The 14,281-nt window shown below is 37.4% G+C and carries 14 protein-coding genes; 7 read left to right on the top strand and 7 right to left on the bottom strand.

Annotated elements, in window-relative coordinates; genetic code table 11:
- Positions 1-26: 26 nt before the first annotated feature.
- Positions 27-1,820: an alpha-amylase family glycosyl hydrolase gene (locus Q0X66_RS11350; protein ID WP_297706425.1), complete on the top strand. Its 1,794-nt coding sequence runs from the start codon at positions 27-29 to the stop codon at positions 1,818-1,820.
- Between the two features lie 64 nt (positions 1,821-1,884).
- Here Q0X66_RS11350 and Q0X66_RS11345 read toward each other — a convergent pair whose 3' ends face one another.
- Positions 1,885-2,310 carry a hypothetical protein gene (locus Q0X66_RS11345; protein ID WP_297706423.1) on the bottom strand — a complete coding sequence of 142 codons (426 nt, stop codon included), beginning with the start codon at positions 2,308-2,310 and terminating at the stop codon, positions 1,885-1,887.
- 189 nt (positions 2,311-2,499) lie between these two features.
- On the opposite strand from Q0X66_RS11345, the gene Q0X66_RS11340 reads away from it, so the two are divergent.
- Together Q0X66_RS11340 and Q0X66_RS11335 are read left to right on the top strand one after the other, a co-directional pair.
- Entirely contained in the window at positions 2,500-3,246 is a 747-nt protein-coding gene (locus Q0X66_RS11340; protein WP_297706421.1) for a glycerophosphodiester phosphodiesterase family protein, read from the top strand.
- Entirely contained in the window at positions 3,246-4,535 is a 1,290-nt protein-coding gene (locus Q0X66_RS11335; RefSeq protein WP_297706419.1) for an NAD(P)/FAD-dependent oxidoreductase, read from the top strand. The genes Q0X66_RS11340 and Q0X66_RS11335 overlap by 1 nt, the downstream gene beginning before the upstream one ends.
- A gap of 10 nt (positions 4,536-4,545) precedes the next feature.
- Here Q0X66_RS11335 and Q0X66_RS11330 read toward each other — a convergent pair whose 3' ends face one another.
- The 3 genes from Q0X66_RS11330 to Q0X66_RS11320 all read right to left on the bottom strand — a co-directional run bounded on the left by Q0X66_RS11330 (position 4,546) and on the right by Q0X66_RS11320 (position 7,409).
- Complete coding sequence (locus tag Q0X66_RS11330) at positions 4,546-5,280, bottom strand: MIP/aquaporin family protein (protein ID WP_297706417.1); 735 nt, start codon at positions 5,278-5,280, stop codon at positions 4,546-4,548.
- Positions 5,281-5,299: 19 nt separating this feature from the next.
- Positions 5,300-6,790: a glycerol kinase GlpK gene (glpK, locus tag Q0X66_RS11325; protein ID WP_297706415.1), complete on the bottom strand. Its 1,491-nt coding sequence runs from the start codon at positions 6,788-6,790 to the stop codon at positions 5,300-5,302.
- A 145-nt stretch (positions 6,791-6,935) separates the two neighbouring features.
- The gene (locus Q0X66_RS11320) at positions 6,936-7,409 is read right to left on the bottom strand and encodes a TspO/MBR family protein (RefSeq protein ID WP_297706413.1); all 474 of its coding nucleotides are present in this window, start codon (positions 7,407-7,409) and stop codon (positions 6,936-6,938) included.
- Between the two features lie 97 nt (positions 7,410-7,506).
- On the opposite strand from Q0X66_RS11320, the gene Q0X66_RS11315 reads away from it, so the two are divergent.
- The 4 genes from Q0X66_RS11315 (at position 7,507) to Q0X66_RS11300 (ending at position 11,471) form a co-directional block, all read left to right on the top strand.
- The gene (locus Q0X66_RS11315) at positions 7,507-8,589 is read left to right on the top strand and encodes a diphosphomevalonate decarboxylase (protein ID WP_297706485.1); all 1,083 of its coding nucleotides are present in this window, start codon (positions 7,507-7,509) and stop codon (positions 8,587-8,589) included.
- A 59-nt stretch (positions 8,590-8,648) separates the two neighbouring features.
- Positions 8,649-9,587 (top strand): mevalonate kinase, encoded by a 939-nt coding sequence (locus Q0X66_RS11310; protein WP_297706411.1) that lies wholly within the window; start codon positions 8,649-8,651, stop codon positions 9,585-9,587.
- A gap of 10 nt (positions 9,588-9,597) precedes the next feature.
- Positions 9,598-10,503 (top strand): geranylgeranylglycerol-phosphate geranylgeranyltransferase, encoded by a 906-nt coding sequence (locus tag Q0X66_RS11305; protein ID WP_297706409.1) that lies wholly within the window; start codon positions 9,598-9,600, stop codon positions 10,501-10,503.
- 125 nt (positions 10,504-10,628) lie between these two features.
- Positions 10,629-11,471 (top strand): pseudouridine synthase, encoded by an 843-nt coding sequence (locus Q0X66_RS11300; protein WP_297706407.1) that lies wholly within the window; start codon positions 10,629-10,631, stop codon positions 11,469-11,471.
- A gap of 1 nt (position 11,472) precedes the next feature.
- Here Q0X66_RS11300 and Q0X66_RS11295 read toward each other — a convergent pair whose 3' ends face one another.
- The 3 genes from Q0X66_RS11295 to Q0X66_RS11285 all read right to left on the bottom strand — a co-directional run.
- Positions 11,473-11,913 carry a BLUF domain-containing protein gene (locus tag Q0X66_RS11295; protein WP_297706405.1) on the bottom strand — a complete coding sequence of 147 codons (441 nt, stop codon included), beginning with the start codon at positions 11,911-11,913 and terminating at the stop codon, positions 11,473-11,475.
- A gap of 99 nt (positions 11,914-12,012) precedes the next feature.
- Positions 12,013-13,287, bottom strand: a complete 1,275-nt coding sequence (gene argH, locus Q0X66_RS11290) for an argininosuccinate lyase (protein WP_297706403.1) — start codon at positions 13,285-13,287, stop codon at positions 12,013-12,015.
- Between the two features lie 48 nt (positions 13,288-13,335).
- Positions 13,336-14,281, bottom strand: a 946-nt coding sequence (locus tag Q0X66_RS11285; RefSeq protein WP_297706401.1) for a M20/M25/M40 family metallo-hydrolase, incomplete at its 5' end; no start/stop codon positions are given.

The following is a 14,281-nucleotide window of genomic DNA, read 5'->3' as shown; positions in this document are numbered from 1 at the left end:
AAAAAGAACGGACAAATATTAATAAAATGAAGAGCTTAAATCAATCAAATAAAAAAGTAGTATATCAGGTATTTACGCGTTTGTTTGGAAATACAAACACCACTAACAAACCCTGGGGGACTATCCGGGAAAATGGGGTTGGTAAATTTTCTGATTTTACGGAAAAGGCTTTAATGGAGATCAAGGATCTTGGTATTACCCATATATGGTATACAGGTATACCACATCATGCGGTGGTCACAGATTATACAGCATACAATATTTCAAATGATGACCCGGATGTCGTGAAGGGCAGAGCGGGATCTCCCTATGCAGTTAAAGATTATTACAACGTTAATCCTGACCTTGCAGATGACCCAATTAATAGATTGGAAGAGTTTAAATCTTTGATAGAGCGAACACACAATGCCGGGTTAAAACTGTTAATAGATATAGTTCCAAATCATGTAGCACGAAAATATGAAGGCGGGTCAACACCGATGGGGAAAGAGCCATTTGGGGCAAAGGACGATACTACAATGGAATACCAAAAGGATAACAATTATTATTATATAACTGAAGAATCCTTTAAAGTACCGGCATGGCAAAATGGTTACTTACCTCTGGGAGGTGAAAAACACCCTTTGGCAGATGGTAAATTTGATGAGAATCCGGCAAAATGGACAGGGAATGGTTCTCGACTGGCTCAACCGGATATTAATGATTGGTATGAAACTGTGAAAATTAATTATGGGGTTCGGCCGGATGGTTCATATGATTTTGAAACCTTACCTGATGAATATACTCAAAAGGATTATAAAGCTCACTATGCTTATTGGTCTGATAAGGACATCCCGGATTCATGGATTAAATTTAAAGATATTGCCTTGTATTGGTTGGATTTAGGGGTGGATGGATTCCGTTTCGATATGGCTGAAATGGTACCTGTTGAATTCTGGAGCTATATGAACTCAAATATTAAAATGAAAAACCCGGAAGCTTTTCTATTGGCTGAGGTTTACAACCCAGATTTATATAGGGACTTTATACATAAGGGTAAAATGGATTATCTGTATGACAAGGTTGAATTCTATGATAGTCTGAAGCACATTATGCAGGGTCATGGATGGACGGACCATATTCCCGTAGTGCAAAAAGGAATGCAGGATATTGAACATCAGATGTTGCATTTTCTTGAAAATCACGATGAACAAAGAATTGCAAGTCCGGATTTTGCCGGTAGTGCGGAAAAGGGCAAACCTGCTATGGTAGTATCAGCTACTATAAGTACTTCACCAACTATGATCTATTTTGGTCAGGAAGTAGGGGAACCGGGAAGAGAGCACGCGGGTTTTGGCAGTCCCACGCGAACATCTATATTTGATTATATTGGAGTTCCTCATCATCAGAGGTGGTTAAACAATAAAAAGTTTGATGGAGGTCAATTACTACCTGAAGAAAAATCACTCCGAGACTTTTACAAACGCTTACTAAATTTTACAATTGGCAGTGAGGCACTAATGGGTAAGTATGGCGATATACATTATTACAATAGAGAACATACTGAGAATTATAACCATAGGGTACTGTCATATGTGAGATGGTCCCAAAATGAAAAACTAATAGTGATTTCGAACTTTGATGCAGACGAATCCTATTCTTTTGAATTAAAAATCCCACAGGAAATAATTGGGGAATGGGAATTGAAAGAAGGTTCTTATAAGATGACGGACGCCCTCTATGGTAAAACAAAAAAAGTGCTGAATGTCAGTGATGGAATAGGTAGATTAAATGTGGAGATTGATCCATTAGAATCTTTTATATTTAAACTTTCCGATTAAATTATTAGAAAAAAGGCGAACCCTTAAAATATATGTTTTCAAGGATTCACCTAATAAAATTCTATTATGCATTTGTCTTTGGTGCAGTTGCTTTGTAGACTAAAGCAATTACCGCACAAATAATTCCATAAAAAACAATCTCAATAACAGCCTCGACCAATTGTCCGGTCATATCCATCCATTCCATCGTAGATTGATGGAGCAGCCCCAATCCAAGACCTGTAAAGATTCCGATCCAGATTCCAAATTTAAATCCTTGTCCCGCACTATGAACCCCTCTTGCCCATTTACCATAAATTGAGCTCAGTGCAAATACTGCAATAACATTGCTAATAGCAAGTAGAAGCATTTCTGGCGGATCTTTCATAAAATTGTTCAAAGTATGAGCTTCAAAAAAATCAACTGCTGCGAATCCCCAGATGACGTAACCAAGTACGAACATGACCACAAAGCCGGCCAAAGTGGCTAATAAATTTTGTTTTGTAAACATAGTTTTGAATTTAATTGGTTGTTGATAATGTAAAAATATTAATTATATTTTATGAATAACACAAAAAATTAATAAACAAAAAGTGAAATAGATAAATTTATATATAAATTAATGAATATTTAATAGCCGTATGTGCAGAGGAATTTGAAGCTGCATGTTGTATTTTTGTATGAATAAAATTTTAATTTGATGAGAAGATTACTGTCAATTATACTTTTACCCGTTTTTATGAATTGCAGCGAGAAAAGCAACACCCTATTTACCATAGGGCACAGGGGCGCGATGGGCCACGAGACAGAAAATACGCTGGCCTCCATTCAGAAAGCCCTGGATCTGAATGTGGATATGATAGAAATAGATGTTTTTAAAATAAAAAGCGGTGAAATAGTTGTCTTTCACGATGAGAAAATTGACCGCTTAACAAATGGCAGTGGTGATATTGAAAGTTTGGATTTAGAAGGCCTTAAAAATTTGACCGTTAAGGGGAATCATAAAATCCCTCTGTTAAGCGAAGTTTTAGATGTAATAAATCATAAAGTACCCTTGAATATTGAACTAAAAGGACCCGGCACATCTGAAGGCGTAATTAACATTATCAATATTTATATGGATAACGAAGGCTGGGTATTGGATGATTTTCTGATCTCCAGTTTTAATTGGGAGGAGCTAGAACACATGCGTCGTATCAATAAGGATATAGAAATTGCCGTTTTAACAGAAGACAATCCTTTGGATGCAATAAGCATTGCCAATGATCTAAATGCAGTGGCTATAAACCCCTATTACCTCAGTTTAACCCAAGAAAATGTTTCAGAAATTAAAAGTCAGGGGTTTAAAATTTATACCTGGACTGTAAATGATACAGAGCAAATTTCCAATATGAGAGAATTGGGTGTTGATGGTATTTTCACTAATTATCCAGAGCGGGTCAACTAATGTTTGATGTAATTATTATAGGGGGAGGTGCTGCGGGGTTTTACTGTGCTATTCATATTGCAGAAGCAAATCCCAAACTAAAAATAGCGATTCTGGAGCGTGGAAAACAAGTCCTGTCAAAAGTTAAGGTGTCAGGTGGTGGCCGCTGTAATGTTACCCATGCAGAATTTGAACCTGCTTTATTGGTAAAAAACTACCCCAGGGGTGAAAAAGAACTTCTTGGCCCGTTTCACATTTATTCAACAGCTGATACCATACAGTTTTTTGAGAAACGCGGAATACAAATAAAAACAGAATCGGATGGGAGAATGTTCCCTGTAAGTAACTCCTCCCAGACCATTATTGATTGCTTTCTTGGTGAAATTCAGAAATACGGTATTACCCTCCTTAAGAGTAGCTCAGTTATAAATATTCTGCCATTTGAAGATATAAAATTGGGTAAAGAAGCGGTATGGCAAGTACAATCAGTTAAAAAGGTTTATCAGGCAAAAAGAATTGTACTTGCAACGGGGAGCAGCACTAAAATATGGAATTTGTTAGAACAGCTCGGACATAACATTGTGGCACCTGTGCCTTCTTTATTTACATTTAATATTAATGATAATAGAATTTCCGGAATACCCGGGCTGAGTACTCATGCCAGGGTAGAAATTTTACCAAGACAGATGATGGGGAAAGAGATCAATTCCAAATTTAAAAACACAAAAAGTGGTGCTTTAAAATTAATTTCAGAAGGCCCCATTCTTATTACTCATTGGGGTTTGAGTGGTCCGGTTGTCTTAAAACTTTCAGCCCGGGCTGCCAGATTATTAAATGAATACGACTACAGGTTTAGGGTCAGGATTAATTGGACGCCCGACTATCATAAACAGGGGCTTATATCTCTTTTTAATGAGATAAAACAGATCGATCCTAAGAAGACAATTTACAAAACGAAGGCTATAGATATCCCGGCAAGATTATGGGGCAAATTGGTAATTGCATCGGATATAACCAAAGACTTAAAATGGGCCGATGTTTCCAGGAAGCAACTCGACAGACTCGGGCAATTTATAACTGCTTCAGAATTCAATGTAGAAGGTAAGAGTACTTTTAAAGAAGAATTTGTTACTGCAGGGGGTGTGGATCTGAAAGAGGTAAATTTTAAGACTTTTGAGAGTAAATTACTTCCTGGCTGTTATTTTGCCGGTGAGGTATTAAATATAGATGCGGTTACCGGGGGATTTAATTTTCAAAATGCATGGACCGGGGCTTATATCGCTGCTCAGGCGATTGCGAAGTCTTTATAGAAGACGATGATTAAACTAGCGAAAATGCCAGGTAAAGAAAAGCCGCAAGTACTGCACCCAATACGGGTCCAATCACCGGAATCCATGAATAGGACCAGTCATTTATACCTTTATTTTTTATAGGCATCAGAGCATGCATAATTCTTGGCCCCAGATCTCTTGCAGGGTTAATTGCATAACCCGTAGTGCCACCCAGAGATAGTCCTATTGCCCAAACGACAAAGGCAACGGGAAGAGCTCCCAGGGAACCTAAACCAATTACAGTGTTTGACTCCATAATAGTGGCGTCCGTAAAAAAGAGAACTGCAAAGACCAGAACAAATGTTCCCGAAATTTCTGTCAGCAGGTTTGCAAAAGTATTTTTGATAGCCGGACTGGTACTGAACACTACAAGTTTTAAACCTTGGTCCTCAGTTCGGTTAAAATGGTCAATGTAAATCAGCCATACCAATAAAGCACCCAGCATAGCTCCCAGAAATTGAGCCAGCAAGTAGGAGGGAACCATAGCCCAGGGAAACTCTCCGGCAGCGGCCAAACCTATGCTGACAGCCGGATTTATATGCGCTCCACTATACGGAGCCGCAACAACTACAGCTACATAAACCGCTAATGCCCAACCAGTTGAAATTACAATCCATCCACTATTGTGTCCTTTAGTATCTTTTAGCACTACATTGGCGGTGACTCCACACCCAAGCAGGATTAACAGAAACGTTCCAATTATTTCAGCGATAAATGGTGTCATATATACTATTAGTTTTTACCTATTTTGCCCAAAATTCTAAGGCTTCAATGGCTTTATACCAGCCATCAATCTTGTTGTTTATTGCAACACGGTCTGTTGTAGGGTTAAAATGTACATCGGTTTGCCAAATCTCCTGAATTTGTTCCAGATTATCCCAGTAACCAACTGCCAGTCCGGCGAGGAAAGCAGCACCCATCACGGTGGTTTCTACTATTTTTGGTCTTACCGTTACTGTATTTAATACATCTGCCTGAAATTGCATAAGTAGATTGTTAACTGTTGCACCTCCATCTACCCGTAATTCCTTAATCGATATCCCCGAATCTGCTTCCATTGCCTTTAAAATATCCATAGTCTGGAAGGCAATAGATTCCAGGGCAGCCCTGGCAATATGGGCATCTGTACTTCCACGGGTCAGACCAAATATGGTGCCCTGTGCATGTTGATTCCAGTGTGGAGCTCCCAAACCTGCAAAAGCAGGGACAAAATATACCCCACCGGAATCCTCGACAGAGCCCGCCAGTTGTTCCACTTCTCTAGATGTTTTAATGATTTTAAGACTATCTCTTAGCCACTGCACTACAGCCCCGGCAATAAATATACTTCCTTCAAGGACGTACTCAGTCTTTCCATTTATTTGCCAGGCTACCGAAGTAAGAAGATTGTTTTTAGATACTATTGGTTTATCGCCAATGTTCATTAACATAAAACATCCGGTACCATATGTATTTTTGACCATACCTTGTTTTGTGCACATCTGACCAAATAATGCAGCCTGTTGATCCCCGGCTATTCCGGAAATTTTAATTCTGGTTGCAAACAGTCCCGGAGCAGTATGTCCATAAACTTCACTGGACTGTTTTACTTTAGGCAACATGCTTACGGGAATAGTAAATAATTCTAAAAGCTCATCATCCCATTCCAGCGTGTTTATATTAAATAAAAGTGTTCTGCAGGCATTGGTTACATCGGTCACATGTAATTCACCTTTGGTCATGTTCCAAATGAGCCAGGTATCTATTGTTCCCATGATTAAATCGCCAGCCTCGGCTCTTTCTCTTACTCCTTCAACATTATCTAATATCCATTTGACTTTTGTGCCAGAGAAATACGCATCAATTACCAGACCCGTTTTTTCGCGTATCCATTGAGATTTTCCTTCACTTTTTAAAAGGTCGCAATATTCAGCGGTTCTTTTGTCTTGCCAGACGATGGCATTATAAACGGGTTTTCCTGTTTTTTTATCCCAAACAACCACGGTTTCACGTTGATTTGTGATCCCTATTGCGGCTATATTCTTTGCTTCTAATCCTTTTTTAGTAACGGTTTCAGTGGCGATAGACACTTGTGTAGACCAAATTTCCATTGCATCATGCTCCACCCAACCCGGTTTGGGAAAATATTGTGTAAATTCTCTTTGCGAAGTGGAAATAATACTTCCCTTTTTATCAAAAATTACTGCTCTACAGCTAGTGGTGCCTTGATCAAAAGCAAGGATATAGGTTTGCATACTATCAGAAGTGTGGATTTTATAGAATTAAAAATGAAAGGTAATAAATGTAATTGATTTTATACTTCATAATTGGCTGACTTCAAATTATGACCACTTCAAGAAACCATAAAACAATATTAAAACTAGTAAAACTGTTCAAAAGTTAGTTCATTTCCCAAATCTTATAATTTAAGATAGTAGCAAAGCAAACCCAGAAAAAATAGGGAATAAGGAGATATGCCGCCGTTCTGCTCACCACGTTGAACCATTTAATGGTTAGCAAAATTAGAGCGAGTAGAATCAGAATTACCAAAAGTGCCCAGAAGGGATTTTTAAATCCAAAAAAAACAACACTCCACAGGACGTTAAATAATAACTGAAACCCAAAATTATATAATGCCGTTTTCACCCAAATATGATGAAATCCTTTCGCCCAGACAATACCTGCAGCTATCCCCATTAGAATATATAGCAATGTCCAAACCGGTCCAAAAATCCAATTTGGAGGATTAAAACTAGGTTTATTCAGTGTAAGGTACCAATCATTTACTGAGGACTGAGTTGCAAACCCAGATAGAAAGCCTATGATAAGACATATAGACACAGAAATGGCAATATAGGTAAGCTTCTTTTTCAAAATTACTGTATGTAAGTTATCTAAAATAGTAATTTATTTTTAATAGAGGCTATAGCAAATGCGCTTAAAAACTATCTTTGCAGAAATTGTTGTGTACATGATCGAAAACGACTTTATTCCTTCATCCTACAAGTATGAAAAGGAACAAGGTAGGGTACAGTGGAAAGCCCCAAGTAATATTGCATTAGTTAAGTACTGGGGTAAGAAGCAAAATCAATTGCCGGCCAATGCCTCAGTAAGTTTTACGCTTGATGAGTGCAGAACAGTGACGTCTGTGACCTTTACTAAGCTTGATAAAGCAAATAAGGAATTTTCATTTGATTTACTTTTTGAAGGAAAATCCAGGGAAGATTTTAAACCCAAGATTGTAACATTTTTTGAAAGAATTGAAAAATATATTCCTTTTATTAGAAATTATCATTTCTCTATCAATACTTCCAACACCTTTCCACATAGCAGTGGCATTGCATCTTCCGCCAGTGGCATGGCCGCTTTGGCTTTATGTCTAATGGATATAGAAAAGCAAATGGCTTCCGAGATGGATCCGGATTTTTTCTATAAAAAAGCATCTTTTTTAGCACGATTGGGATCAGGTAGTGCTTGTAGAAGTATTAAGGGTAATCTTGTTCAATGGGGGGATCACAACGAAATAATTGGGAGTACAAATCTATATGGAATACCCTATCCTTATCCTGTAGATGAAGTGTTTAAAAGTTTTCAGGATACTATTCTACTGGTACATAAGGGGCAGAAAAGTGTTAGTAGTACAGTTGGCCATGACCTTATGCACGGCCACCCATTCGCTAAAAATCGTTTTGAACAGGCTTATGACAATCTAATACGCTTACGTTCAATATTCACGGAAGGCAATCTGGATGATTTTGTAGAAGTAGTTGAGAGTGAAGCACTCACTTTACATGCCATGATGATGACCAGCATTCCTTATTTTATCCTGATGAAACCTAATACGCTGAACATTATTGAGAAAATTTGGGAATTTCGGAGGGCGACAAAAAATCATCTATGTTTTACTTTAGATGCCGGAGCCAATGTGCATTTACTTTACCCCAATAATGAGAAAAATGAGGTAAATAAATTTATTAAAGAAGAGCTAATTGCGTATTGTGAAAATGAGCAGTATATTTGCGACCGAATTGGTTTTGGGGCCAAAAAAATGTAATTTGAGCCCTTATTAATAATAATACACCCTATCTTAGAGTCAAACTTAATTGAATTCAGATGAAAGGACCTCTTTTTTATTCAAAAATTTTACTTTTTGGTGAATACGGAATCATCAAGGATTCCAAAGGACTCTCTATTCCTTACAATTTCTTTAAGGGAGCCCTTAAGAAAGACGAGAATCTGTCTGAAACGGCTAAGAAGTCTAATGAAAGCCTAAAAAAATATTTTCATTATTTAACCGATTTACAAGGTCAGGAACCCAAGTTGTTATCTTTTGATTTGAAGACCTTAAAGGCAGACGTGGATGCCGGGATGTATTTTGACAGTTCTATTCCCCAGGGTTACGGTGTTGGAAGTAGTGGTGCTTTGGTGGCCGCAATATATGACAAGTATTCTATTGAAAAAATCACAGTACTAGAAAACCTGACCCGGGAAAAATTACTAAAACTCAAAACGATTTTCGGTAAAATGGAATCATTTTTCCATGGTAAATCTTCCGGTCTGGATCCTTTAAACAGTTATCTGAGTTTGCCTATTCTAATTAACTCACAGGAGAATATAGAATCTACCAGTATACCATCTCAAAATTTGGATGGCAAGGGTGCGGTCTTTTTATTGGATAGCGGAATTATTGGAGAAACTGCACCAATGGTACAAATTTTCATGGACAAAATGAAACATGAAGGCTTCCGTAAAGTTTTGAAGGATCAGTTTATTAAACATACCGATGCCTGTGTTGAGGATTTTGTGAGTGGTAATGTGAAGTCGCTTTTTGGAAATCTGAAGCAACTTTCACACGTGGTTTTGGATCATTTTAAACCTATGATCCCCAAAGAATTTCATAAACTTTGGGAGCGCGGCATAGAAACTAATGATTACTACTTGAAATTATGCGGATCAGGAGGGGGCGGCTATATTTTAGGCTTCACTCAAGATTTGGCAAAAGCAAGAGTTGCGTTAAAAGACCATCATTTAGAAGTGGTATACAACTTCTAAGTCCGTAAAAATGCTTAGTAGAAAAAACAAACTCCTGCTATTAAAAGGCCTGAGTCTGTTTTCCATCATAAGAGGGTATAATGTCCTAATGATAACTCTGGCCCAGTATCTGGCGTCCATTTATATACTGGCTCCCGACCTTCCCTTACGTAGTGTTATATTTGATCCAAATTTATTTGTACTGGTATTAGCATCAGCTCTGGTAATATCCGCCGGCTATATCATTAATAGTTTTTATGACTCGGAGAAGGATCTTATCAACAGACCCCAAAAGAGTATGCTGGACCGATTGGTAAATCAACGTACAAAATTAAGTGCCTATTTTGTTTTTAACTTCCTTGCTGTTTTATTGGCCAGCTACATATCTTTTCGGGCAGCACTATTCTTTTCTGCCTATGTATTTGGAATTTGGTTGTATTCACATAAATTAAAAAAAATACCCTTTGTTGGAAACATAGTTTCAGCCACATTAATAATTGTCCCTTTCTTTGCAATTTTCGTGTATTATAGAAATTTTGATACGGTTATTTTTGTCCATGCTATTTTCCTATTTCTACTGATTATGGCCCGTGAAATGATTAAGGATATGGAAAACATTGCAGGGGACCTCGCTCAAAATTATAAGACTATTCCCGTTTTATATGGCCCGGTCTATTCTAAGTTGGGGATTAGTTTCTTAATACTACTCACTTTGATACCTGCTTCATTGTTAATCAATAAATTTAATGTGGGTTATATGTATATTTACTTTATTGCCTGTATTCTTTTTTTAATATTATTCCTGATTTTGCTTTGGAAGTCCAGGACAAAGAGAGATTATATTTGGCTCCACAATATTCTTAAGTTTATAATTGTTGCCGGGGTTTTTAGTATATTATTAATTGATGTAGATCTCGTTCTAAACCGAATATTTTAATGCAGAATCATCTAAGATAAGCTCTGATACAAATTTCCCCGGTATAGTTAGATAAAAAAGGTGTCATTGCTAAAATAAAAGATGCCATCCAAATCCCTTTACTACCTTTGCACAAAATTTAGAAAATGCGCAGACCGCAATCAAATAAGGATAAAAGTAAAACTCCGGGAAAAAGTAGAGAGTATACAAAAAAACAATTTTCCAAAGGACGTCCTCCATCAGGTCCTAAAAAGACTAAGTCTGTTCCTTCAGACCCTGATTTAATAAGGCTTAATCGGTATGTTGCCAATGCAGGAGTATGCTCCAGGAGAGAAGCGGATATATACATAGAAGCAGGAAATGTAACGGTTAACGGAAAGACCATAACTGAAATGGGACACAAAGTTAAACTAACTGATATTGTTAAGTTTGACGGACGCTTACTCAATCCACAAAAAAAGGAATATGTACTTTTAAACAAACCCAAGAATTTCATCACCACTACAAGCGATGAAAGAGGCAGAAGAACGGTAATGGAGTTGATTTCCAAAGCTTCAAAATCGAGATTAGTTCCGGTTGGAAGGCTGGACAAGAATACTACAGGGCTCTTACTTTTTACCAATGACGGGGATCTTGCAAAAAAACTTACGCACCCGAAACATGGCATCCGCAAGATTTATCATGTTGAATTGAACAAAAACCTTATTGCGGAGGATTTAAAAAAAATACAGACAGGAATTACTTTAGATGACGGTCCGATCAAAGTTGATGTAGCAAGTTATATAGACAATTCTCCCAAACGCGAAGTAGGAATAGAAATACACAGTGGCAGAAACAGGATAGTTCGGCGTATTTTTGAACATCTCGGATATGACGTAAAAAAACTGGACCGTGTAATTTTTGCGGGACTAACTAAAAAGGACCTTCCCCGGGGACATTGGAGACATTTAACCAAGCAGGAAGTAATTAATTTAGGGATGAATCAATAAATTAGGGTTGCGACTTTAATGTTTTATCAAGATTTTCCCTAACTGCAATCCAGAAAGCGTTAAAAGAGGGGTTCTGGTTCGTGGTTGAATCCGGGTTTTCATTATAGGAATTTATTAATAGCTTGAAATAGTTCATCTGATCATTGTCCCCAAAGAAATCGGCATAGGCCATTTCCCAATCCTTAAATTCCCGGGAATCTGTAACATCATAAGCCAATAAAGTAACATCCTTATGTCGTTTGTCTGCATTGATCTTATCAAAAAGGGTAAGAACCTTTACTTGATTACCTTCAAGATATTGAATAAATTCTCCTTCATAATACAATAAACAACCTGTTATATTATCACGAGAATTATTTTCTCTTGCCTTTTCAAGCATCTCTTTCACATCAACTTGCTTAAAAGTTGATGAGGCAACGGATCTATAAACAAGACAAAACATGATAAATGGGATATTTGCAAAAGCTTATTCATTAAAGATAAAATAATTAATGTTTAAGTCTAAATCAGAACTTGATTAATTTAATAACTAACATGAAATTTATGTCTTCATTTTGGCCTTTATCTTATCCAGGCACAAATTACCCAGGCTCCCTTCGTGCGTGTGTTTTATTTGCTTTTCAGGTTTAAATGACCCTGCTTCAATTTCAGCACCTATTTGCTTATAGGCATTACGGAAGGGTATTCCACTTAGAACGAGTTTATTTAATGTATCTACACTAAATAGATAATCGTACTTAGGATCATCCAGAATAGTGAAATTCACCTTAATATCTTTTAAACTAAAAGTCATCATTTCCAAACAGGACTTTATTTCCTGGATAGCCGGAATTATTAGTGCCTTTACCATTTGAAGGTCCCTGTGATAGCCACTGGGTAAATTAGTCGTGATAAGAGTAATCTGGTTAGGGATGGCCTGCAAGCTGTTGCATTTTGCCCTGATAAGCTCAAAGACATCAGGATTTTTTTTATGAGGCATAATACTACTTCCTGTTGTTAGCGCATCCGGAAAAGATATAAAGTTGAAATTCTGACTCATATAAAGACAAATATCCATTGACAACTTAGACAGAGTACCGGCAATTCCTGAGATACCAAATGCAGTAGCTTTCTCCACTTTTCCTCGTCCCATTTGTGCGGCTACAACATTATATTTCAAATCGGAAAACCCCATTTCTTCAGTCGTATAAGAACGATCGATAGGAAAGGAACTTCCGTAACCAGCCGCGCTTCCAAGTGGGTTTTGATCTGCGATTTTGTATGCTGAATCTATAAAGTAAAGATCATCAATAAGACTTTCCGCATAGGCTGAAAACCACAATCCAAATGAAGAAGGCATGGCAATTTGGAAATGGGTATATCCGGGCAATAAAATTTCTTTATATTTTTCAGCTAGTTCAATTAGCAAATTAAACAGTTCTTTGGTCTGTTGTTTTATTTCAGATAATTCTTCCTTTAGATATAATTGCATGGCTACCAAAACCTGGTCATTCCTGGAACGGGCTGTGTGAATTTTTTTTCCCGTATCGCCAAGTTTTTCGGTTAGAATAAATTCTATTTTAGAATGAACATCCTCAAAAGTATCTTCAATGATAAACTTTCCTTCTTTAATACTCAGGGCCATATTTTCCAGTTCCCGGACCAGTATATGTGTTTCCTCACTTGTCAATAACCCAATTTTACCCAACATTTTCGCATGGGCCATGGAGGCTATTATATCATACTTAGCCAGTACCAAATCTAATTCCCTGTCATTGCCCACTGTAAAATGATCAATTTTTTTATCTGTGCTGTATCCTTTGTCCCAAAGTTTCATTGCTCTTATTTTTAGTGGTTTCTCCTAACTAAGGCTGTTTAAATATAATTAGTTTATCAAAAACCCATCGAGAATTTTAATGTATAGATTAATTCCTTCTTCAATTTCCTTAATATAAATAAACTCATCGGCAGTATGTGAACGTGTACTATCACCGGGCCCTAATTTTAATGAAGGGCAGCTAAGGGCCGCCTGGTCTGAAAGGGTAGGAGAGCCATAAGTGCTTCTTCCTAATGCAATCCCGGAACCTACCAAAGGATGATCTTTGTTTATGGAAGATGAGTTCAATCTTAATGATCTGGGCTTTAGCTCACAAGGAGCTTCCCTTGATAACATTTCTGCTATTTCCTTATTGTTGTATTTATCATTAACACGTACATCAATTACCAGATGAACTTTAGCGGGGACCACATTATGCTGGCTACCGGCATTAATTTGGGTAACTGTTAATTTAACTTCACCAAGGACGTCTGATGTTTTTGGAAATGTATAGTTCTTAAACCATTCCAACACTTCGATAGAATTATAAATGGCATTGTTGTTATTTGGATGTGCAGCATGAGAAGGAGTACCTTTTATAACAGCATCGAAAACTACCAGCCCCTTTTCGGCGATGGCCAGATTCATAAGTGTTGGTTCCCCTACTATTGCAACATCAATTTTTGGAAGTATGGCTAAAAGGCTATTTAAACCTTTACCACCCGTACTTTCTTCTTCAGCGGAAGCTACCATTAACAGGTTATGTTTCAAATTTGCTGAATCGTAGAAATAGGTAAATGTTGCAATTAACGAGACTAAGGCCCCGCCGGCATCATTGCTTCCTAATCCATACAATTTCCCATTCTCAATTTGTGGATCAAATGGGTCCCGAGTATAGGCTTTATTAGGCCTCACGGTATCATGGTGTGAGTTCAATAAAAGTGTTGGCTTAGTGTCATCCCAATGTTTGTTCTTGGCAAAGACATTATTGTTTTCCCTTTCATAGGGAATGCTA

This window comes from uncultured Eudoraea sp., assembly GCF_947260015.1.
Classification (GTDB): domain Bacteria; phylum Bacteroidota; class Bacteroidia; order Flavobacteriales; family Flavobacteriaceae; genus Eudoraea.
The sequence above is the reverse complement of the archived record's forward strand: the minus strand, read 5'-3'. Positions and strand labels throughout refer to the sequence as shown.

Coding starts and splice junctions, on each gene's coding strand:
- Q0X66_RS11350 (WP_297706425.1), top strand. CDS start 27: ATGAAGAGCTTAAATCAATCAAATAAAAAAGTAGTATATCAGGTATTT.
- Q0X66_RS11345 (WP_297706423.1), bottom strand. CDS start 2,310: ATGTTTACAAAACAAAATTTATTAGCCACTTTGGCCGGCTTTGTGGTC.
- Q0X66_RS11340 (WP_297706421.1), top strand. CDS start 2,500: ATGAGAAGATTACTGTCAATTATACTTTTACCCGTTTTTATGAATTGC.
- Q0X66_RS11335 (WP_297706419.1), top strand. CDS start 3,246: ATGTTTGATGTAATTATTATAGGGGGAGGTGCTGCGGGGTTTTACTGT.
- Q0X66_RS11330 (WP_297706417.1), bottom strand. CDS start 5,280: ATGACACCATTTATCGCTGAAATAATTGGAACGTTTCTGTTAATCCTG.
- glpK (WP_297706415.1), bottom strand. CDS start 6,790: ATGCAAACCTATATCCTTGCTTTTGATCAAGGCACCACTAGCTGTAGA.
- Q0X66_RS11315 (WP_297706485.1), top strand. CDS start 7,507: ATGATCGAAAACGACTTTATTCCTTCATCCTACAAGTATGAAAAGGAA.
- Q0X66_RS11310 (WP_297706411.1), top strand. CDS start 8,649: ATGAAAGGACCTCTTTTTTATTCAAAAATTTTACTTTTTGGTGAATAC.
- Q0X66_RS11305 (WP_297706409.1), top strand. CDS start 9,598: ATGCTTAGTAGAAAAAACAAACTCCTGCTATTAAAAGGCCTGAGTCTG.
- Q0X66_RS11300 (WP_297706407.1), top strand. CDS start 10,629: ATGCGCAGACCGCAATCAAATAAGGATAAAAGTAAAACTCCGGGAAAA.
- Q0X66_RS11295 (WP_297706405.1), bottom strand. CDS start 11,913: ATGTTTTGTCTTGTTTATAGATCCGTTGCCTCATCAACTTTTAAGCAA.
- argH (WP_297706403.1), bottom strand. CDS start 13,287: ATGAAACTTTGGGACAAAGGATACAGCACAGATAAAAAAATTGATCAT.